This window comes from Kouleothrix sp. 19917, assembly GCF_057073505.1.
The window spans coordinates 2,706,461-2,728,282 of sequence record NZ_CP097099.1 but is presented as its reverse complement, the minus strand read 5'-3'; the positions used below and the strand labels follow the sequence as shown (position 1 = coordinate 2,728,282).

The following is a 21,822-nucleotide window of genomic DNA, read 5'->3' as shown; positions in this document are numbered from 1 at the left end:
GTAACCGTTAGAATAAGGTCTCAGGAGCATACACGTGAAATCAAAACCAACCCTCGCGGGCATTGCTATCGTCGTAGTGGGGCTGACGCTAAGCGCATGTGGCGGCAGCCCGAGCGCGGCTGCTCCGCAAAGCTCGGCTGCGCAATCCACTGTGACGCCGCTGCCCACACTGGTGGTGCCAACCAGCCAGGCTGAAACAGCACCTAACCTTGAGCTGGGCGTCAGCGGCTCGGGTGAGATCAAGGCCGCGCAGGATGCTGATTTGGTTTTTCAGGCGCAGGGCACGGTTGATAAAGTCAATGTCAAAGAAGGCAACCTGGTGAAGAAAGGCGATGTACTCGCCAGCCTGGATCTGCGCACCTTCGATCAGCAGCTCCACCAGGCCGAGGCCGCGCTGGCAAATGCGCAGGCGCAGGAAGGCGCGCTGACGCAGGCACCAACGAACTCGGATGCGGCGGCCGCCGCGGCGCAGGTGCGCCAGGCGAAAGCTGCGCTTGACGCACTGCGAGCCGGTGCCAAAGCACCTGATCGTGCCCAGGCTGAAGCTGGCCTGAATGCCGCGCAGGTGAATTTGCAAATGACCCGCGACAAACTATCGCTGGCGAAAACGCAGGCCGAAAACAGCATGAACCAGGCCACGCAGCTGCTGACGCAGGCGCAGGCGCGCTACGCACAGGCAAAGAACTACTGGGATCATATTCAGGCCGAGGGCACCGACCCAGTGGTGCCGACTGTGACCGACCCGAAGACGGGGAAGAAAGTCGGCAACAAGCTCAGCGATGGCCAGCGCGAGAACTACTATGCGCAGCTTGTGCAGGCCGAAGCAGGAATGCATCAGGCCGAGCAGGGTTTGGCCCTGGCGCAGGCGGCATTCGAGTCGGCCAAGCAGGGCGAAATTACAGGCATTGCCGCCGCCGAGCAAGGCCTGGCCCAGGCGCAGGCGGTTGTCGATAAGATCAACCTGCCAGCCGATAGCGCGCAAGTGGCGGCGGCGCAGGCCGCGCTGGCCCAGGCCCAGGCCGCGCAGGCGCGCCTGACGGCAGCCCCGCGCGATGCACAGAAAGCTGCGGCGGCGGCTGGTGTTGCTCAGGCGCAGGCCGCGCTCGAGCTGGCGCAGATCAACCGCGAACACGCCGAGATCGTGGCGCCGTTCGATGGGATTATTGCAGTGGTGAATATCGATCCCGGCGACCCCAGCACCGTGGCCGGGCAAGCGGCGATTAAGGTGGTTGATGTGAGCGCGCTGCATGTCGATGCGCAGATCACCGATGTGGACATTGCCAAGGTCGCGGAAGGCCAGGCGGTTGAGGTACATGCCGACGCAGTTCCCGACAAGGCCTATAAAGGCAAAGTTTCGTATGTCTCGCCGACGGCTGCGACGGTTGGCACCATCCGCACATATCTTGTGCGGGTGACACTGGACGACCAGGAGGGCTTGCGCGCCGGCATGAGCGTGCGCGTCGATATCGATACTAAGTAGGCCCTTAGGCACTGGCGCTGGCGCGCCAGCACATTCTTTTCGCTCTTAAAACATAAGCGCCCGTGCCATGTTCTGGCACGGGCGCTTGTAAGTTGCCGGGATGATTATGATAGGGGTTGGATGACGAGACAATTCGTGCGGCATGTCCAGTTGACGGCGGTGTCGGGTGAAGATGCAGCGGGGGCAGCACCAGAGGCCACCAGTGCTGCCAGCAGTGCGAACAGCACAAGAAGCCTGTTTGCCCAGCGGCGCAATGGGAAAGAAGAACACCGACGTGGTTCCATACTACATTTTCCTTTCTGTTATGGCGCGAACATAGCGGCGATGCCCTGAACCACAGGATGGAATGGTTTACACTATAACGGTGTGTATTACCCGTTTATTACCGCGCACACAAGCAATGGCACCGACATTGCTTGTGTGCCAGGAAAGCCGGCGTTCGTGCTATACTGCGCCGGCACGAAGGAGTTGTGCAAGCCGAGCAGAAAGGATGTTGCGATGGCTTCAGCGAATGGGCTGGTGGCGCTGTTTGAGGCGATGACGCGGAACCTTGAGCAGGATCGAGCACATATCAACAGTATCGACCGAAGCGATGGCGATACGGGCGACAATATGGCGGAGAACTTTCGCCTGATCACAAACTCTTTGCAGAAACAGCTTGGGTCGGGCGACGAAGCCGATATTGGCAAGGCGCTGAATCAGGCGGCGAAAACGCTGAAACGGCAGGGCCATGGCGCAACTGCGCCGATCTATGCGCAGGGCCTGACAGAAGCTGGCAATCGCCTGGCCGGGCAGACGACATTTTCACTTGATGATCTTGTGCCGCTGCTGGAAGGTTTGCTGACCGGTGCAAACAAGGCTAGTGGCAGCAGCCAGGGCGCCGGCTCGCTGATCGATGTGCTCTTGCCGGGAATCATGACGTATTTGCAGCTGAAGCGCGCTGGCCAGTCGGATATGGAAGCGATTTTGACGGCGCTGCTGAACTTGCGGCGCGGCGCGTTTGGTACCGCTCAGTCGCCGGTTGGCTATGGGCGCTCGGGTGGAACTGACACGACCGGCCAGATCGACCCGGGCGCGGCCGGCGCGGCATCGCTGCTGGAAGGGCTGTTTGGGTCGATTCTGCGGCAGGTGTTGCAGGGCGGTGGGTTGGGCGGGCTTGCCGGTGGCGCTCCGCAGCAAACGCCACAAACTACGCCAACTCGCCGTACGTCTCCGCAGCCAGCACCGCAAACCATCCCCTCGGGCGGCGACATGCCATTCCCGCTGCCCAGTTTGCCAGGCGGCCTGGGCGACTTGCTGGGCGGCTTGCTGGGCGGCGCTGGGCAATCCGCGCCCGATAGCTCACCTGCGTCGGGTGTCGACCTCAGCAAGCACAAATACACATAGTGCAGAGCGCCTGACTGATGCTCAGGCGCATCCGCTCACAATGGCACGCAAGGCTTGCCACATGTGGGCCACAATCCTGGCAGAAGCTCGCCATGCCGAATTCGCTCGGTGTGGCGGGCTTTTTGGCTCTCTGTTGCCATATCGTAATGCAAAGCAGGGGACTTGCGCGCTCAAGTATAATAAACTTCCACTATGAAATTGGGCGGTCAATCAATATCAGAGATAGCGCATGAGTGCACTGCCTTCGATCTCGCTGTATGCCATTGCAACACTCTCATCGTTCGCTTTAGCCGTGTATGGCTGGCAGCGCAGAACGTTTGAAGCGCGGCCATTTAGCTGGCTCATGGCAGCAGTGGCGTTCTGGTCATTCTGCCACACGCTCAGTGTGGCGAGCGCAACGCCCGAGCAGGCCCTGCTATGGGCGCAAATTCAGTATGCCGGTATTGTGGCGGTGGGGCCGTGCTGGCTGTTGTTCGCGCTGGCATACTCGAAGCGCTGGCAATACGTCACCCGGCTGGTGGTAGCCCTGCTGGTCGTGCCGCCACTGCTGGCCTATGCGGTGGTGCTGACAAACAACTGGCATTACCTCTGGTGGAGCGCGGTTCGCCCCGACCCGAGCCGGCCGTTTGTGGCGATCGCCGTGCAGCGCGCGCCGCTGTTCTGGCTGCACACACTGTATTCCTATACATGCGTGGTCGCCGGTATGGCGTTGTTTGTGTATACAATGACACAATCACGCCTGCTGTATCGCAGCCAGGCCCAGATGGTTGTGCTGGGCGCGATGTTCCCAATCATTGGCAATATTGCGCACCTGATGGGCGTGCAGATGCGCGCGCTGGATGACCCAACGCCATTGCTGTTTACTGCCTCGGGCGCGCTGATGTTCTACGCGACGCGGCATTTCCACTTGCTGAGTTTAACACCAAGCGCGCAGCAGGGCATCGCCGACGACCTGCCCGATGGCCTGATTGTGCTTGATCATCGCGGGGTGATTGCGACGATGAACCCGGCTGCCATGCGCCTGCTGCAAGCGCCTGCCGATGCCTGGCTGGGGCGCAGTTTTCACGAACTGGCTGCCTTTTCGCCGCTGGCGGCTGCGCTCAAGCCGATCTGGCCTGAGCCAGTCGCGCCACTCGCCACCAGCGTGCGCTACACGGTGGGCGCAAATACTGCGGTGGCCGAAGTGCGGCTGCGCCCGATTGGCGCCGGGCGCGGGCAGGATGGCACGCTACTGCTGCTGCGCGATGTGACTGATCGTACAACAATGGAGCAGCAGCTCGAGCGGCAACTGAGCGAACTAACGTTGATCAGCCAGATTGCCAGCGTGGCAAACGCCGCAACCCATACAGACGTGCTGATGGGCACAATTACCGGCGAGATTGTCAACACCATGCAGTGGGATCGGGTGATGATCGGTTTGCTCGAAGCCGATCGGACAACGCTGCGTCTGGTGGCGGATTCGACCTCAGCCGGCGTGCCGCCGACTTTACCCGATACGTATATTGCCGAGCAAGATTTTGGCACAATATTCGAAAGCATTCGCAGCGGTGTGCCGCGGCAGCTTTCGATTTCAGATGCGACATTGCAGGGCAGTAACACAGCCGTGGCGATACAACGCCTGGGCTTGCAAACAATGATGCTGATCCCGCTCAGGTATCGCGAGCAGGCGCTTGGCGTGCTGGCAGTGGGTTATGTGAACGAGCAGATGATCGACCGGCAAGATCTGCGCTTATATGAAACGATAGGCCGGCTTGTGAGCGATGCAATTACACGCGCGCGGCTGTATGAAGCAGCAAACGAAGCGAGCGCGCTGAAATCGATATTTCTGGCAACGGTGAGCCACGAACTGCGCACGCCGCTGACATCGATCATTGGCTATGCCGACATGCTCGATCAGGGCGTGTTTGGGCCGCTACCCGAACGCACGCTCGAGCCAGTTGAACATGTGCGGCGCAATGGCCAGATGCTGCTTCAGCTGATCAACGATATTCTCGATTTTTCGAAGATGGAGGCTGGCCACCTGAATGTTGACCTTTACCCGGTGGATGTGACGTCGGTGATTCGCAGCGTGGCGGGCACATTGCAGCCGCAGCTGCGCGCGCGCAACCTGACGCTGGAGCTGGATCTTGCGCCGAGCCTGCCACTGGCGCGCGCAAACAGCGGGCGGCTTGAACAGATTGTGACAAATCTGCTGGCAAATGCAGTGAAATTCACCGAGCAGGGCTTTATCCGTGTTCATACCGAATCGCGCGATGATCAGGTGCAAATTCGTATTCAGGACACCGGAATTGGTATTGCTGCGGAACAGCTTGCACGCATCTTCCAGCCGTTTCACCAGATCGATAACCAGCTTACGCGGCGTTTTGGCGGCACGGGCCTGGGTTTGGCGATAACCCGGCGCCTAACGGAACTGATGCAGGGCGAAATCAGGGTGGAAAGCGCGCTTGGCCAGGGAGCTACCTTTATCTGCACTTTCCCAGTGGCAACGCTTGATGTGCTCCAGGCGCGTGAGGCAAGTTATTAGCGGAAAGCAAACCCGGCAAGTGTCAAAACAACGCCCCCATCGGCGCGTGACGCGTCAATGGGGGCGCTTCTGTGCCCGGCTGTGGTGCGGATGCGTGCTAGAAGGTCACCGGCTCGATTTCATATACGCAGGTTTCAGCGCCAGATGCACTGCAGACGCTTTCCTTGCCACGCATCTGCGCGCCCGTGATGCCATGAAGCGCGCCAACAAACACGCCCATGGTAAAGGCGCAGAGCGGCTCGCTTGCCGTCTGGCCGGCAGTGCAGGCTCCTTCGCTGATTTTTACGGTGTACCCACCATTGCCAGTCGGAGCGATGCTGTTCACGATGCACAGCCGCGTGCCATCGACGCCGAGTGCTGCGGCCAGCGCGTTTTGGATCGCAGCTGCGTCCTGCGTTGTGCCAAGCAAGCCCAGGCTTTCGATCAGATCGTAGCCGCGCTTGCGGCCAGCTGCCACAATCGGCGCTCGGCCAGCAACTTCCTCGGTTCCAACGCGAAGATACTGAAAGCACGCCAGGTTCATGAATTGGCCAAGTGTTGTCCGTTGATCGGCTGTCATAGATTCGCTGTTCCTTATTATTGCAGACAAACAGGGTCCTGAATGTGTCGTTGTGAGCTGAGGCCAGATAGTGCGTTTACACAACTGGCAGCAGAAGTATCATGAGATGCAGCCAGGAAATTAAATAACCTGGCTGATGGCCGTCGCCGCATCGCGCGCTTCGATGCGAACCATGCCCAGGTTGGCGCCCTGCTTCAGATTCACCGCCAGCATTGCCTCATTCCCTGCGGGCAGGACAATAAAGAGGCCCTCGTTTGATTTCAAAATCGCTTCTTCCGTCGCGCCCATTTTCAGCTCAGTTGAAACGCGGCGGCTCACGCCGACCATTGTTGCCGCAACAGCGCCAACCCGGTCGGCATTAACCTCGCTGGACATGCGGCTTGCCAGCACAATACCGTCCATACTTACCGCGACACTGCCAGTGATGTCTGCCCCACCCTGTGCCGAAAGGCGATCCAGGATCGAAAGGACTTTTTCTTGCCGAGTTGCCATGGTGCGTTGCTTCCTTTCAATACGTCAGGTGTAAAGCGAACGAAATACGTTCCACGTAGAGTAGTTTACTCCGCGAGCGGCCAGGATTTTATAAAATCTTGAAACGTGATAGTAGCAACTTGTCGTCAGCGGTTTGTCGCGCAATAAAAAAACAGCAGCGCGATCAAAGATCGCGCTGCTGCTGTGCGAAAAGGGTATAGGCTATGCGCCAGTTAGGCCTGCGAAGGGCTGCTGATCGCGCCAGCCGGCACCGCTGCTACATGCTCCTCGGCGTTGGGCAGCAGGTCGGGGTAGGCCACCGCGCCGTGCTCGCCAAAGTCGAGCCCTTCGATTTCTTCCTGCGGGGTTACACGCAGGCCAACCGTGCGCTTCAGCACGTAGAACATCACGCCGCAGGTGATGGCCGACCACAGGCCCACGCCCACCACACCCACAATCTGCGCCAGCAGCAGGTCGAAGCCGCCGCCGGCCAGCAGGCCCGTGGTGCCGGTGTTGCCCGGGATGGTGGCAAACAGACCTACCGCCAGCGTGCCCCAGATGCCATTCACCAGGTGCACCGGCACCGCGCCCACCGGGTCGTCGATCTTCAGTGCTTCGAGCCAGCTGGCCGAGAAGACAAACAGCGGCCCGGCGATCAGGCCGATGATGATTGATGCGGCCGGCGTGACATACGCGCACGGCGCAGTGATTGCCACCAGGCCGGCCAGCACGCCATTCAGCGAAACCGACAGATCGGGCTTGCCAGTTTTGAACCAGGTGGTGAACATTGCGCCAAGCGCGCCCGCCGCCGCGGCCAGCGTGGTTGTAACCGCCACCAGCGCAATTGCATCGGCGTCGCCCTGCGACTTGAACACGAGCTGGCTGCCGGGGTTGAAGCCATACCAGCCCAGCCACAGAATGAACACGCCGAGCGCCGAGAGCGCCAGGTTGTGCCCGGGGATGGTGTTTGGCTTGCCATCGGGGTTGAACTTGCCAATGCGCGGCCCAAGAATGATCGCGCCCATCAGCGCAGCCCAGCCGCCGACGCTGTGCACCACTGTGCTGCCCGCAAAATCGGTGAAGCCCCAGCTGTCGGTTGTGTTGCCGCTGTAGGTATTCAGCCAGCCCGAGCCGCTCCAGATCCAGTGCACGACCACCGGGTAGATGATCAGCGAGATCACAAAGCTGTAGATCAGGTATGACGAGAATTTGGTGCGCTCGGCCATTGCGCCCGAGACGATTGTGGCGGCGGTTCCGGCGAAAACTACCTGGAACAGCCAGATCGCCAGCTTGGGCACGCTGCCCGCCTCGCGAATATCGCCAAGGAAGAAGGTGTCCGTGCCGATGAAGCCGCCCGCCGAGGTGCCGTAGGCAAAGCCGTAGCCGACCATCCAGAAGACGATCGCGGCGATGGCGAAGTCCATCAGGTTTTTCATGAGAATGTTGACGGTGTTCTTCGAGCGCGTCGAGCCAGCTTCAACCAGCGCAAAGCCAGCCTGCATAAAGAACACGAGAAAAGCAGTGACCAGCAGCCACATGGTGTCGGTTACCACGCCAAGTTCTGCGGTCGAGGGGCCACCATCCTGGGCAAAGGCGGTGCCGCCCAGCAAGAGGAAGAGCATCAGGGCGCCAACAAGGTTTGCACCCCACTTCAAGCTGCGGAGGATCATCTGGTTCTCCTATTCGGTTATGAACTATTCATTCCTCGCTCCTTGCTTAACCTCGCGCCGTGACAATCAGCGGCGCGACCCTTTGCATCAGTGCGACCCAGCGACAGTGCTAGTGCGGCAGCGGCCCGACTCCCGCGTGTAGTTTGTCATTGTACAATCCGCCCAATCCCGACAGTTCCAGCAAAAACGCGCACGCCAAATTCGCCTAGACGCGAATTGCGCGCTACGGTGCGCACCTCCTTTCGAGGGAGAACAAGTACATATGTGGCTTATTTGTGAATACGCGGTTATGGTAGCAAAAGACTGCCGCCTGGTATATGGTGAAGATATCCAAAAAGCGGTGTATGTGGTTTGGATATAGCAGGTAAAAGTGTGCCGAAACTAGCTGCCTACTTCTCTCGGTAGCCACGAATTGTGCAATCTATCCATGATGTTTTCATTGTAACGAAGCACAGAATGCATAGACCATAGAGTACGCAGAAAACACCGAGTGTGAGATCTTCCTCAATGCTTTCTTGCACGCTGTGGCTGCGCCAGGGTGCTCTCTGCTATAATGATGTGTCGATTGGATCACCCTCTAGAGGAGTAGAAATGTACGTTCTCAGCGTGAATGTTGGGCAGGCGCGGCCTTCGGATGCCAAGCGCGTGGGGAAAACCGGCATTTTCAAGCAGGCGCAGACCGAGCCGGTGTGGGTGGGCACGCTGGGTTTAGCCGGCGACGCAATCTGCGATACCGAAAATCATGGCGGCGCCGATCAGGCGGTATACATCTATGGCACGCCCGATTACGACTGGTGGGCAGCGGAGCTGGGCCAGCCGCTTGCGCCGGGGACATTTGGTGAGAACCTGACAATTTCGGGCTTTGTCAGCGCCGATTATGCAGTTGGCGATTGCTTGCAGATTGGCGATGTGACGCTTCAGATCACCTCGCCGCGCCTGCCCTGCGTGACACTGGCGCGCCGCATGGACGATCCAGCCTTTCTCAAGCGCTTTCGTGCCGCCGAGCGGCCGGGCGTGTATTGCCGGGTGCTCCAGGCCGGCCCTGTGGCGGCTGGCACGCCCGTGACACTGCTGCCCTACGATGGCGAGCGCATGAGCATGCGCGAGATGTATCGCGATGGCTTTGCGCCGACGCTGACTGTGGCCGCGCTTCAGCGCTACCTGGCCGCGCCGATCGCCGAGCGCGCCCGCACCGATATGGAGCAGCAATTGCGCAAGTTGCAAAGCAAGGGCGAGGAAGTGTAGAAGCGCAGAACCGAGAACCACAGAACCGCAGAACCGAACAGTTGGCAGTGGGCAGTGGGCAGCGGGCAGTGGGCAGTGGGCAGTGGGCAGTGGGCAGTGGGCAGCGGGCAGTGGGCAGTGGGCAGTGGGCAGTGGGCAGCGGGCAGTGGGCACTGAACTGCGGAACCGCTGAACCTGCAACATGTCAACCTGCAAACCTGCAACCGTAACCCCGTAACCGCAAAACCTTTGCGCTCTTTGCGCTCTCTGCGGTGAACAAACTCCTCGTCAGTGGTCGGTCGTCATTCGTCGTTCGTCACGCCGGCGGTTGCCACGCGCTCGCCAGCAGCGAGAACACTGCTGCGTCGGTAAACTCGCCCCGGTGCGGCTCGTAGAAGCTCTGGCGGAAGTAGCCTTCCTGCACAAAGCCTACCTTTTCCAGCACGCGCCGCGAGCCAATATTGTCGGGATGGATCTGTGCTTCGGCGCTGTGCAGCCGCATGGTGCCGAAGCCATAGGCCACAATAATCGCCAGCACCTCGCTCATCACGCCCTGCCCCCACCACTCGGGCGCAAGCTCGTAGCCAATTTCGGCGCGGTGATGCTCGGGCACGAGCCGCCAGAAGCCACACGAGCCAATAAACTCGCCGCCCTCGCGCGGCACGATTGCCCAGCGAATGCCTCGCTGCGCGGCAAACGCCTCCTGCGTGCGCTGTACGCGCCTGCTTGCCGCCGCTGGGTCGGTCATGGGCGGGCTGCCAAAGTAGCGCGTCACCCGCTCGTCGCTCATGATGCGGAAGATCGCGGGCGCATCATCTTCATGCAAGGCGCGCAGCCGGAAGCGCGCGGTTTCGAGCATGGGGAAGGCCAGAAATACGTGGGAAAAATCAAGCACGTTGTGCCTCCCGCTATTGCACCATGCCCCGCGCCGCCACGGGCCATGTCGTTTCCACCACACCATTCCGCACGCCCACAAGCTGGTTGAACAGGTTGACCACCGGGCAGCAGTGGTTCACGATGACTGTCAGCCGGTCGCCAACCGCTGGGCGCTGCGCACAGGCCGAAAAATCGACCGTGCCATGTTCTTCCGACAGGCCGGTGATGCGCGCCTCGGGGTATTCGAGGATCAGGCCGTAGCCTTCCTGCCCCAGCAGATCCGACGAGAAGGTTTTGCTGCCGCCATCCACAATGCCGCGCTCGGCGGTTGGGCGGCTCACAACCGTAACATGCACGCTGAACGCGCAGGTATCGAGCGTGAGCGCGCCCGAGTTGATGGTGTAGCGGTCGCCAAAGATGTACATGCCGGCGCGATGCTCGGTGATGCCGGGGAAGGTGTGCGCTTGCCACATCTGCGGGGTGCCGCCGCCGCTCACACGCTCGGTGGCGATGCCGCTGGCCGCCAGCTGTGCCACCGTGGCCTGCGCGAACTCGGCGGCGCGCGTGCTGCTTGGGTAGGTCATCAGCCCGCCGTAGCGCAGCCCTTCGCTGTCGGCAATCAGCCGCGCCAGGCCGGCGGCTTCGTCGGGCGTTTGCACGCCGCAGCGCTTCGCCCCACTATCGAACTCCACCAGCACCGGCAAAGTCTGCCCGGCGCGCTGCATGGCCGCCGCCAGCCCGCGCACCGTTGTTTCTGAGTCGGCGGTGACGCTGAGCGTGCAGCGGCGGGCCAGCGCCACCAGCCGTTCGAGCTTGGCCGCGCCCACAATGTTGTAGGGCAGGAAGATGTCGCTGATGCCGGCGTCGGCCATTACCTCGGCCTCGCCGATCTTCTGGCAGGTGATGCCGGCAGCGCCAGCGGCAAGCTGCATATGCGCAATCGCCGGGATTTTGTGGGTTTTGATGTGCGGGCGGTTGGCGATGCCGTGCGCGTTGGTGTATTCCTGAAATCGCGCAATGTTCGCCGCCAGCCGGTCCATGTCTACCACCGCGACGGGTGTTTCCAGCGCATCGATCTGCATACGATCCTCTTTATTCGCTTGTTTCCTCTGGGGGCAGTGTGGGCAGCCGGTGCAGCGCAGCCACAAAACGCGCCTGGTTGTAGCGCTCGCCGCGCCGCATGACGTTGAAGATTTCGCGCACCACCACATGGGCCAGCAGCTGGCGCGCGCCTTCGGGCGTGTAGCCAGCGTCAACCAGGCGCTCGAAGGTTTGGCGCGTTTCGGGCGGCGTGCCTTCGCGCAGCTGCGTGTCGACGATTGCGAGAATGGCTGCGGCGAGGTCGGGGTTGGTTTCGGGCGTTTCCTGCGCGTGCGGCGCGGGTATGGGCGATTGCCGCTGCGGCCGGCGCTTGCGCGTCATAGCGTCCTCCTTGCCCGGCAGGTGTGGCGGGCGCGGGCCTATTGTAGCGCAAGTTTGCCGCCGCGGGAATCGGCCTGCACACGCGTGGGAACACGAGCCCCGGCAGCTTCGCTGGCACGTGGCGGCAAGGACTGTGGCACGAATCGTTGCGCCAGGCTTGCCCGCAGCGACGTGTGCCGCACGATAGGAGTGCGCTTATTTACCATATTTTAACAATTGTGGACGGCGCGCTGCCGCCTTGAACATGGGCTGAGCATTTTTCTCTAGGCGTTTGGTATGGCGGCATGCTATCGTAATGCCAGGTTAAAGAACGGTTAACACTGTTCCGCAGCCAAACCTTAACAACCGACGTCACGCCGATGCACCCGCGCAAGCGGGCCGCATCTACGGCATCGCAGTGCGGCGCCGTATCGCTACAATCCCGCCCGCCGACGGTTACCCGCCCCTTGCACGGGCCATCTCGCACGACATCTATAAGGAGTTACATATGAACACTCGCATCGTTACCCCGGAAACTCCGCGCGTCAAGAAACGCCGCGCTCGCCCGTTCGTTGCTTTTATTGGCACACTGGGTATGCTGATCTGCCTGCTGGCGACGATGTTTGCCGCCCCGGCCGCGCAGGCCGCGCCCGTGGCGGCCAGTGGCCCGCTGGTGCTGGTGCAGCCCGCTACGGGCGGCTACCTGGGCAGCACGCTTGAACTGGCGCAGCGCAAGCAGCTTGCCAGCCAGGGCGTCGAGCCGTACAAATCGGCAATGAGCAAGGCGATCAGCTTTGCGAGCGGCAAACTGAGCAGCAGCCCATCGCCGCAGAACCCGCTGAACATTTCGGGCACAACCGGCCCGTTTGTGGACGACACCGCGACGGCCTATGGCCTGGCGCTGGCCTATAGCGTGACTGGCGACGCCAAGTATGCCAAGAAATCGCGCGACTATATTATGGCGTGGGTGAACACCACCAAGAGCACCAGCAACACCTGCACCAACAGCGGCTCGTGCCAGACCTCGCTGATTATCGGTCGCGTCGGCCCGGGCTTCGTCTTCGCCGCCAACCTGATCAAGCCGTCGGGCGCGTTCTCGTCCGCCGACGATGCCGCCTTCCGCAGCTGGCTGCGCACAGTCATTCTGCCCACCGCCTCCACGCGTACCAATAACTGGGGCGACGCTGGCACCTTCCTGCGCGCTGCCGTAACCGACTACCTGGGCGACGCGGCTGGCTTCTCGGCAGCCATCGCCAAGTGGAAGTCGCTGGTCGACCTGATTGCGGCTGACGGCCACATCCCCGAAGAAACGCGCCGCGGCAGCAGCGGCCTGAACTACACGCAGGAAGCGCTCGACTACAAGATCGCGGTGGCGGTGATTGCCGAGCGGCGCGGCGTGAACCTGTGGAATTATGGCCGCTTCAAGCTGGCGGTGGACTACGCGGCGAAGTATGTGCTGAACCCGAGCGCGTGGCCGTGGGCCAGTGGCGCGTCGGCCACCATCCACCCGCTGTGGGAAATTGCCTACCAGCACTGGCAGAACCCGGCCTACAAGCCGATCATCCAGAAGCGCCGCCCGTACAACGCCGATGGTCACTCGGCGGAGCGCTGGACGACCCTGACCAACGGCATCCCGTTCTAATCGCCCAGGGCGAGCCGCAAGAGGCCCGGAGCAATCTGCTCCGGGCCTCGTTTTGTGCGCTGCGGCCATAGTTGGGAGGAATCGTGTACAATACCGTGCGCCGGGCAAGCACCACCAGAGCCACCTGGCTGGAAACGATGCGCAGCCTTTGAGGGTTACGCTACTCAGGAATGGACATGAGCGAAGCAAACAACTTCAACCAGAAGATCATCGACGAATTTCGGGCGAACGAAGGCAAAGTCGGCGGGTATTTTGCGAACACGCCACTGCTGCTGCTGCACAGCGTTGGCGCGAAAAGTGGCCAGCCGCGCATCAGCCCGCTGGCGTATGTGCACGATGGCGATTCGCTTGTGATCATTGCTTCCAAGGGCGGCGCGCCCAGCAACCCCGACTGGTACTATAACGTCAAGTCCAACCCGCTTGTGACGGTGGAAATGGGCACCGAGCAGTTCCAGGCGCGCGCGTCGGTGGTGGAAGACGGCCCCGAGCGCGACCGCCTGTATGCCAAAATGGTTGCGCGCAACCCTGGCTTCGCCGACTACGAGCGCAAGACCGACCGCAAAATTCCGGCGGTGCTGCTCGAACGCATCGCCTGATTGCACCTCAGCCGGTTCTCTTTGCGGCCCACCCTGGCATGGCGACATGCTGCGGTGGGCCGCAGGTTTTTGCTCTCCCAATTCTCTCCCAATTCTCTCCCACCCTTCTCCATAGAATTACAGCGCGCAAAAAGCTACCATTGCAGCACTGATGGTGATGTACTGCAAAGGTAATTGATCGATGTTCACGCGTATCACAATCCTGGTTTCCCTGCTGACCGCCCTGTTCGCGGTCGCACTGCCGTCGGAGGCTGCTGCCGCAGTTTCTGGCGACGCACGCCCTGTTATTGCGTGCGCGCAGGTACGCAGCGAAGCCGGGCAGGCGCGGGCCATCGATCAAGCCGAGGTGGCCCAGGCGGCACAAGAGCGTATGCTCGCTGCGCTCGCCCCACTGGGTGCCTCAATCAACCGCGCGTACACCTATCTGCCCTGCCTGGCCTTTGATGCCACCCCCAATTCGCTGGCATCGTTCCAGAGCGCAGTCGCCGGTATCTCGATTGTGGACGACGCTTTGACGTTTCCGACCCTGGCCGAAAGCACGGCCACGATTGGAGCACAGGCGGCATGGTCGAATGGAATGACCGGCGCAGGGCAGACCATCGCAATTCTTGACACGGGCGTCGACGCGAGCCACCCGTTTCTGGCAGGCAAAGTTGTGGCGCAGGCCTGCTTTTCGGATGCAAATGGCCGGGGCGCGGGCACGAGCCTGTGCCCCGGCGGCGCCGGCAGCTCCACGGCTGCGGGCGCAGGGCTGAATTGCCAGATCGATGGTTGCAGCCACGGTACCCATGTGGCCGGGATCGCCGCAGGGCACGCCACTGGCAGCGTTTCCTTCTCGGGCGTTGCGCCCGACGCAACCCTGATTGCGGTGCAGGTGTTCACCCGCTTCGATACAAACTGTGGTTCGGCCCCCGCGCCCTGCGTCGCCGCCTACACCTCCGACCAGCTTGCGGCCCTGGAATATGTCTACGGGCTGCGCTCGCAATTTTCAATTGCCGCTGTGAACATGAGCCTCGGCGGCAGTGTCTATACAAGCAACTGCGACACCGACACGCGCAAGTCCGCGATCGACCTGCTGCGCTCGGTGAATATCGCAACCGTTGTTTCGGCTGGCAACCAGGGCAGCAGCACCGGCCTCGCTACGCCGGCCTGCATCTCCAGCGCGATTAGTGTTGGCTCAACTGGCGATGGCAGCTACAACGCGCCCAGCGACAAAGTTTCTTCGTTCTCGAACAGCGCCCCGTTTCTGCGCTTGCTCGCCCCCGGCCAGAACATCGAGTCGTCGGTGCCGGGTGGCTATGCCGTGATGAGCGGCACCTCGATGGCTGCGCCGCACGTGGCCGGCGCGTGGGCCATCCTCAAATCACAGAAGCCGAGCGCCACCGTGAACGATGTGCTGGCCGCGCTCGCCAGCACTGGCGTGCCAATCACCGACACCCGCAACAACGTCACCACCCCGCGCATCCAGGTTGATGCTGCGGCGGCGGCGCTGCTGGGCCTGCCACGCGCCAGTGTGGATGCGCCCACCGCCGCCGAGGGCAATGCAGATAGCCACGACATCACCTTCACGGTGGCGCTCTCGGCCGCGAGCCAGCAGCCCGTGTCGCTGCACTACGCCAGCGCCGACGGCACCGCCCTGGCCGGCAGTGATTTTGCGCCGGTAAGTGGCACGCTCACCATCCCGGCCGGCGCAACCAGCGCGCAGATTACCGTGCCGGTGCAGGGCGACGTGACATACGAAGACGACGAGCAGTTTACCCTGCACCTGAGCCAGCCGAATGGCGTGGTGCTGGAAAACAGCGACCCTGCCGCCACCATTCGCAACGACGACTCAGAGCCCGAGATCCTGCTCGACGACACACAGATTGTCGGGCAGCGCGCCGAGTTCAGCGTGCGCCTCTCGAACCCGAGCAGCCTGCCAATTGCTATCGACTACGCAACCGCCGGCACCACCCAGGATGCAATGAGCACACTGACCTTTGCGCCCGGCACAACTGCACAAACCCTCGTGCTGAACGCCGACACGTCCGCCTCTGCGCAGAGCAGCATTACGCTCACGCTCCTGGGCGCGACCAACGCCACAATTGGGCGCGACCAGGCCCAGGCCTACTTGCTGCAAGAAACGCTACCCACTGCGCCGGCGCAGGGAAACCTGCTGTTCGTGCCGGTGGCTCAGGGCTTCTAATACCAAATCCGCAGAAATACTTGCACACTGTGGGGTTCGGGGGCGGCGAAGCCGTCCCCGAATTTTCTTTTTCTGGTGCTGCGCCCTGGCAAAGCCGGGATGCAGCACCAGAAAAACAAAGGTAATGAAACGGAGTTGGTATAACCGACCCACCGGCCACGCCGAACGAACCTTCCTCGTAAACACCCGCTTCGCAATCAAGCTGCAACACTCCTGATGCAATCCACCGCCTGCTGGTGCCGTATGATGGACGGCAACCCCGCAACGGGCCGAATGTTTGTGGGCGCGTCAGGATCTTCGCAATGGATATTCCCTTCGATTTCCCTGCCCCGTGTTTGGGCGGCTACCAGCAAGCAGCACTGTGGCGGGCGGCGCAGGCACACGCCTGCCCTGCCGATGCTGCCATCCCCCCTTTGCCGGCTCCTGGCCCAGCTGCCTTTCTGGCCGATGATCGCTGCGCCATGTTGCTGCAAGGCCTGAGCGACCTGGGCGAAGGCGTGCTATGGGGTGAAGGCAGCAGGATTATTTATGCCAACGATGCTCTTTGTGAGATAAGCGGCTATTCGCTTGGGGAGCTGCTGGCATTACCCTCAGCTAGCGATCTGGCTGTGCCCGCCTATCAGTTGGCATCAGCCGAGCGCATGCGCCGGCTCGCCAATGGCGATCAGGTTGGGCGCTTCGAAGGGGCGCTGCGCCACAAAAGCGGGCGAACCGTGCCGCTGGAAATTGCCACCAAAACGATTAGCCGCAATGGCACCCTGCAATTCGTCTCGATCATACGCGACATCAGCGAGTGCAAAGCCGCCGAGGCGCGCCTGCAGAGCCTGAACGACGAGCTGGAACAGCGCGTCGAAGAGCGCACCGCCGAAATTGCCACTGCCAACGATATGTTTGTGGCACTGCTCAACAGCATGCCTGATCTTATGTTTCGGCTGCGGCGCGATGGCACATTCCTCGATATTTATGCCAGCGAGCAGCATGATCTGCTGCTACCGCCCGAGGACATGCTGGGCAGCACCATCTATACGATCTTCCCCACCCCGTTGGCCGAAACCCTGGAGATACGTATAAGGCAGGCCCTGGCGGTTGGTGGCCCTGAGGTGTTTGAGTATAACCTGGTGATGCCGCGCGGCCAGCGCGACTATGAGGCGCGGATTGCTGGCTGCGCCGAAGAACAGGTGTTGATGACAGTGCGCGATATTACTGAGCGGAAACAGGCCGAACGTGAGCTGCGCGCCAGCGAAGCGCGCAACCGCGCCATGCTGGCTGCCATCCCCGATACAATCATCCACTTGGGCCAGGATGGCACAATTCTTGGCTTCAAAAATTCTCACCTGGCCTCCGAATTACCATTTGATACTTTACAGGTTGGCAAACCAATTAATGCAGTTCTGCCAATCAATGCAGCCTTGCTTGATCGAATTCGTGCGTTGCAGCCTAATGAAGAGCCGTTGGGCGCTGAATATGCGCTTCCCCAGCATTTTGGCGATTATCTGCTGGCGCGACAAGTGATTACCCGCGAACAGTTTGAGCATGTTCGCGCGCTGCAAATTTCCTCCCAAAATACAGCAAACTATCGCTTGCTTGGCGAAATTTTAGTTATTGAAGGGATACTTTCTGCCGAGCAGCGCGACGAGTTGCTGGCTCAGTGGAAGCGCGGGCGCAGCTTTCGGAACGTTGAAATCCGCATTGGCACCACTGGTTCCGACTCAATTGTGATGGTGCTGCGCGACATCACCGAGCGCAAGCGCGCCGAACTGCAAACCGAAGCGCTCAACCGCGTGCTGCAGCGCAGCCGTGATCTTTTGCGCACGCTGCTCGACGCCTTGCAGGATGGCTTGCTGCTGCTCGACGCTCAGGGTCGCGTGCAGGCGCTCAATCATCGCTTCGCTGCGCTGCTCGAAGATCGCACCAGCGATGTGGTGGGGCTGCACTGGATGGAGTTTAGTGAGACCACGCAATTTCTGCCGTTTTCGTGGGAGGAAGCGCAAACTGCCCTGCGCGAAGGCCAGCCCCAGCACCGCCGCAAACGCTATACCCTGCCCGACGGCGCGGTACGCATTCTGGATATCACGCTTTTCCCGATTGCAAACGGCGCGGAAGCTGCCGAGCAGCTGATCGTCCATGTGGCCGATGTGTCCGAGCGGCTCCAGCTCGAAGCACAGGTGCTCGAGCAGGAACGCTTTGCCGCCAGCGCGCGTCTGGCTGCGACGGTTGCGCACGAAGTCAACAGCCCCTTGCAGGCGGTAGAAAGCTGCCTGCACATTGCCGAGCGCGCCAATGAAAAGCGCCGCGCCGAATATCTTCAGATCGCGCGCGAAGAAGTCATTCGGGTTGGGCAGATCCTGCGCCAGCTGCTCGACGTATTCCAACCAGCGCTGCCAAGCCGCGCGCCCGTCGATATCAACGCGCTGATTGAACGCGTGCTGCTGCTGATGGGCAGCACCCTAGCGCGGCAGGGCGTGGCCGTGGAATTCGATGCGCTGCGCTCGCTGCCGATGGTGTGGTGCCACGGCGACGAGATCACGCAGGTGCTGATTAATCTGGTGATGAACGCGGCCCAGGCGATGCCGCACGGTGGCCAGCTGCAATTTCGCACGCGTTTCCGGCCCGCGCCCGACGAGATCACAATTGAAATTTCCGACACTGGCCAGGGTATGTCGAAAGAATTGCAGGCGCACATTTTCGAGCCGTTCTTCACCACGAAATCCGACGGCACTGGCATGGGCCTGGCCGTGTGCCAGAAAATTGTGCAGCGCCATCAGGGCTCGCTGTCCGTGCAGAGCGTTCTTGATGCAGGCACAACGTTCACCATTCGGCTGCCAGTGGCCAGCAGCATCGATACGTAGGTAGTATCCCTATCTCAAAGGAAGCAAGGCTATGCCCGCACATATTCTTCTGGTCGAAGATGAAACAATCACCCGCCAGGTGATCGCAAGCCTGCTGGAAGAAGAAGGTTATACAGTGACGCCTGCGCCGAACGGTACGGTGGCAATCGAACTGCTTGGCCAGCACGCCTTTGATGTTGTGGTGAGCGACATTCGCATGCGCGAGATCGATGGCGTCGAGGTGCTGAATGTGGCGCGTAGCCTGCGCAACCCGCCCGAGGTCATTCTGCTGACGGGCTATGGTTCGCTGGAAAGCGCCGTGGCGGCGCTGCGCTCGGGCGCATATAATTACCTGCTGAAGCCATGCAACTCGGCGGAATTGCTCGAATGTGTACAAAAAGCTGCGCGCCGCCGCGCGTCTGAGCAGCGCCGCTTGCAGGCCATGCGTCTGCTGGCCGAGGAATTCCAGGGGGCCGATGAAGTGGTGCCGCCTGCGCCAGCTGCTGCGGCGAATGTAGTCGACGAGCCAGGGCGCTTTTTGCAGATCGGCAACCTGCGGCTCGATCTGTTTCGCCATACGGCCAACCTCGGCGTAACACCCCTGCATATGACGCCGATCGAGTACACGTTTTTGCGCTGCCTGGCCGAAACGCCCGGACGTGTCTTCCCCTGCGCCGAAATTGTGCGCAACACCCACGGCTACGAGGCCGAAGAAGCCGAAGCCCAGGTGCTGCTGCGCGCGCACGTTCGCAACCTGCGGCGCAAGCTCCCGCCCGACTACCTTGTGACGGTGCGCAGCGCAGGCTATATGCTGGTCGACCCGGCAGAGGCCCAGCGCGGCGACACGATGCAGCGCGCGGCGGCTGAACAAAGCTTGTAACAACACACCACATACTAATCTCGTATTTTTGCTTTTGAGCAGCTGGGCTGCGAATTGACACGGCTTGGCGGCCGTGTATAATTCGTAGTGCTATGGCCAACCCACCAACGATTCTGGATATTGCCCGCGAAGCGGGCGTATCGCCGAGCACGGTTTCGCGCGTGCTGAATGGCAACACACCCGTCGCCGACGACAAGCGCGACGCGGTAAATGCTGCCGTGAAAAAGCTGCGCTACCGCCCGAACGCCAGCGCGCAGGGCCTGGTGTGGGGCCGCACGCGCGCGGTGGGCGTGCTGACGCAAAGTATCGCCAGCCCCTTCTATGGCGATATTCTGCGCGGCATTGAAGAAGGGCTGGCCGGCAGCGACTACCACGCCGTGTTCACCAGTGGCAACTGGCACACCGATGCCGAGCTGGCCGCGCTCAATCTGCTGGCTGGCCGCCGCGTCGATGCGCTGATTATGCTGGCCGGCGTGACGCCCGACGCCCAGATGCGCCAGATGGCGGCTGAGCTGCCGCTGGTTGTGATCGGCCGTTCGGTGCAGGGGATGGAGCGCCAGTGCCTGCGCATCGACGACATGGGTGCGGCCGAAGAAGCGACGCGCTACCTGATCGAGCTGGGGCACCGGCGCATTGTGCATATTGCTGGCCCCGAGCTGCACCAGGATGCCCGCGACCGCCGGGCGGGCTACGAGCGCGCCCTGGCCGCCGCCGGCCTGAGCGCCAGCCCAGATCTGATCATCGCGGGCGATTACACCGAGCTTTCGGGCCTGATGGCGGTTGAAACGCTGCTTGCCAGCGGCACCGCGTTTTCGGCCATTTTCGCCGCCAACGACCAGATGGCCTATGGCGCGCGCCTGGCCCTCTACCGGCGCGGCATGCGCGTGCCCGAAGATGTGTCGCTGGTCGGGTTCGACGACCTGCTTGGCTCGGCATATACCACCCCGCCGCTCACCACCGTGCGCCAGCCCGCCTTTGAGCTGGGCTGCGCCGCTGGCCAGGCGATCCGCCACCTCCTCGAAGGGCGCACCTTCGCCATGCCCGCGCTCAGCACCGAGCTCGTCATTCGCGAGTCGGCCTGCCCTCTGCACCGCTGAGCAACACGGGCATTTCTGAATTCAGGCCCCTGAATCCTGCCGCATGCTGCGCGCAGCTTCCCCAGGCGCGCTATACTATCCCCGAACGATTCTGGCAAGCGGAGTTTTTATGCGTTTTCCTCCGGCGGGTACGGTTGTGGCATTGTGGCGCTACCCGGTCAAATCAATGCGCGGCGAAGAGCTACCCGCCAGCGCAGTGGGCACGAGCGGGTTATTGGGTGATCGCGCCTACGCCGTGCTGGATCGCGCGACCGGCCTGGTGGCCAGTGCCAAACACCCACGCAAGTGGCCCACGCTGCTTGCCTGCCGCGCAATCTTTGCCGAGCCGCCACGGCCGGGCGCGCCTCCACCACCCGTATGGATCACCCTGCCCGACGGCACGCGCCTGCACAGCGAGCAGCCCGACGCCGACCGCATTCTGTCGCGGGCGCTCGGGCGCGATGTGGCCCTGATCGCCGAAGCGCCACCCCAGGCCATGCGCGAAGCCGAGCGCACCCCGGCTGATCAGCCAGACGTGACGCCACTCATCAGGCGAGAGCCGTTAGGTGGCGCGGCGCCACCGGGCACTTTTTTCGATTACGCGCCAATTCACCTGCTGACGACAGCCACACTCGACGCGCTGCACGAGCTCTACCCCGAGGGTCATTTCGATGCGCGCCGCTTTCGGCCAAATATCCTCGTTTCGCCCGCACACGGCGCGGCCGCGTTTGCCGAGAATGCCTGGCTGGAACAGACACTGCTGATCGGCTCGGGCTTGCGCCTGCGCGCAATCGACCCCAGCCCGCGCTGCATCGTCACGACTCTGCCGCAATGGGGCTTGCCGCGCGACCCCGGCATTCTGCGCACGATCGCGCAAAGCAACGCGGCGGCCAGCGTCACTGCTGCGCCAGGCGAAATTTTTCATGCGGTGGCGGGGATTTACGCTGGCGCGCTGGGCGATGGCGCGGTGCATGTGGGCGATATGCTGCGGCTGTTGGGCGGCCCGAACAACGGTCAGTAGGCG

General features: G+C 61.8%; 17 protein-coding genes. 11 read left to right on the top strand and 6 right to left on the bottom strand.

Annotation, left to right across the window (positions count from 1 at the left end):
- The first annotated feature begins 34 nt into the window (after positions 1–34).
- The 3 genes from M1P90_RS11070 to M1P90_RS11060 all read left to right on the top strand — a co-directional run bounded on the left by M1P90_RS11070 (position 35) and on the right by M1P90_RS11060 (position 5,390).
- Complete coding sequence (locus M1P90_RS11070; RefSeq protein ID WP_483702691.1) at positions 35–1,480, top strand: HlyD family secretion protein; 1,446 nt, start codon at positions 35–37, stop codon at positions 1,478–1,480.
- A gap of 498 nt (positions 1,481–1,978) precedes the next feature.
- On the top strand, positions 1,979–2,866 hold the full coding sequence (locus tag M1P90_RS11065) for a DAK2 domain-containing protein (protein WP_483702690.1): 888 nt from the start codon (positions 1,979–1,981) through the stop codon (positions 2,864–2,866).
- A gap of 229 nt (positions 2,867–3,095) precedes the next feature.
- Positions 3,096–5,390, top strand: coding sequence for a sensor histidine kinase (locus tag M1P90_RS11060; protein WP_483702689.1), 2,295 nt, complete (start codon positions 3,096–3,098; stop codon positions 5,388–5,390).
- A gap of 97 nt (positions 5,391–5,487) precedes the next feature.
- Here the strand turns inward: M1P90_RS11060 and M1P90_RS11055 are convergent, their stop codons facing one another.
- The 3 genes from M1P90_RS11055 to M1P90_RS11045 form a co-directional block, all read right to left on the bottom strand.
- Positions 5,488–5,949 (bottom strand): V4R domain-containing protein, encoded by a 462-nt coding sequence (locus tag M1P90_RS11055; protein ID WP_483702688.1) that lies wholly within the window; start codon positions 5,947–5,949, stop codon positions 5,488–5,490.
- A gap of 120 nt (positions 5,950–6,069) precedes the next feature.
- The gene (locus tag M1P90_RS11050) at positions 6,070–6,441 is read right to left on the bottom strand and encodes a roadblock/LC7 domain-containing protein (RefSeq protein ID WP_483702687.1); all 372 of its coding nucleotides are present in this window, start codon (positions 6,439–6,441) and stop codon (positions 6,070–6,072) included.
- 212 nt (positions 6,442–6,653) lie between these two features.
- Positions 6,654–8,090: an ammonium transporter gene (locus M1P90_RS11045; RefSeq protein WP_483702686.1), complete on the bottom strand. Its 1,437-nt coding sequence runs from the start codon at positions 8,088–8,090 to the stop codon at positions 6,654–6,656.
- Between the two features lie 591 nt (positions 8,091–8,681).
- Between M1P90_RS11045 and M1P90_RS11040 the strand changes: the two genes are divergently transcribed.
- On the top strand, positions 8,682–9,335 hold the full coding sequence (locus tag M1P90_RS11040; protein ID WP_483702685.1) for an MOSC domain-containing protein: 654 nt from the start codon (positions 8,682–8,684) through the stop codon (positions 9,333–9,335).
- A gap of 295 nt (positions 9,336–9,630) precedes the next feature.
- Here the strand turns inward: M1P90_RS11040 and M1P90_RS11035 are convergent, their stop codons facing one another.
- The 3 genes from M1P90_RS11035 to M1P90_RS11025 are packed head-to-tail and all read right to left on the bottom strand — an operon-like array spanning position 9,631 to position 11,612.
- Entirely contained in the window at positions 9,631–10,209 is a 579-nt protein-coding gene (locus M1P90_RS11035) for a GNAT family N-acetyltransferase (protein WP_483702684.1), read from the bottom strand.
- Positions 10,210–10,222: 13 nt separating this feature from the next.
- Positions 10,223–11,272, bottom strand: a complete 1,050-nt coding sequence (locus tag M1P90_RS11030; RefSeq protein ID WP_483702683.1) for a D-TA family PLP-dependent enzyme — start codon at positions 11,270–11,272, stop codon at positions 10,223–10,225.
- 10 nt (positions 11,273–11,282) lie between these two features.
- Positions 11,283–11,612, bottom strand: a complete 330-nt coding sequence (locus M1P90_RS11025) for a hypothetical protein (protein WP_483702682.1) — start codon at positions 11,610–11,612, stop codon at positions 11,283–11,285.
- Between the two features lie 487 nt (positions 11,613–12,099).
- Between M1P90_RS11025 and M1P90_RS11020 the strand changes: the two genes are divergently transcribed.
- The 7 genes from M1P90_RS11020 (at position 12,100) to M1P90_RS10990 (ending at position 21,819) form a co-directional block, all read left to right on the top strand.
- Positions 12,100–13,233 carry an alginate lyase family protein gene (locus tag M1P90_RS11020; RefSeq protein ID WP_483702681.1) on the top strand — a complete coding sequence of 378 codons (1,134 nt, stop codon included), beginning with the start codon at positions 12,100–12,102 and terminating at the stop codon, positions 13,231–13,233.
- A gap of 176 nt (positions 13,234–13,409) precedes the next feature.
- Entirely contained in the window at positions 13,410–13,829 is a 420-nt protein-coding gene (locus M1P90_RS11015; protein WP_483702680.1) for a nitroreductase family deazaflavin-dependent oxidoreductase, read from the top strand.
- A gap of 181 nt (positions 13,830–14,010) precedes the next feature.
- Entirely contained in the window at positions 14,011–16,014 is a 2,004-nt protein-coding gene (locus M1P90_RS11010) for a S8 family peptidase (protein ID WP_483702678.1), read from the top strand.
- 302 nt (positions 16,015–16,316) lie between these two features.
- Positions 16,317–18,863 (top strand): PAS domain-containing sensor histidine kinase, encoded by a 2,547-nt coding sequence (locus M1P90_RS11005; protein WP_483702677.1) that lies wholly within the window; start codon positions 16,317–16,319, stop codon positions 18,861–18,863.
- Positions 18,864–18,894: 31 nt separating this feature from the next.
- Complete coding sequence (locus M1P90_RS11000; RefSeq protein ID WP_483702675.1) at positions 18,895–19,722, top strand: response regulator transcription factor; 828 nt, start codon at positions 18,895–18,897, stop codon at positions 19,720–19,722.
- A 92-nt stretch (positions 19,723–19,814) separates the two neighbouring features.
- Entirely contained in the window at positions 19,815–20,819 is a 1,005-nt protein-coding gene (locus M1P90_RS10995; RefSeq protein WP_483702674.1) for a LacI family DNA-binding transcriptional regulator, read from the top strand.
- A gap of 109 nt (positions 20,820–20,928) precedes the next feature.
- Positions 20,929–21,819, top strand: coding sequence for an MOSC domain-containing protein (locus M1P90_RS10990; RefSeq protein WP_483702672.1), 891 nt, complete (start codon positions 20,929–20,931; stop codon positions 21,817–21,819).
- The last annotated feature ends 3 nt before the right edge of the window (positions 21,820–21,822 follow it).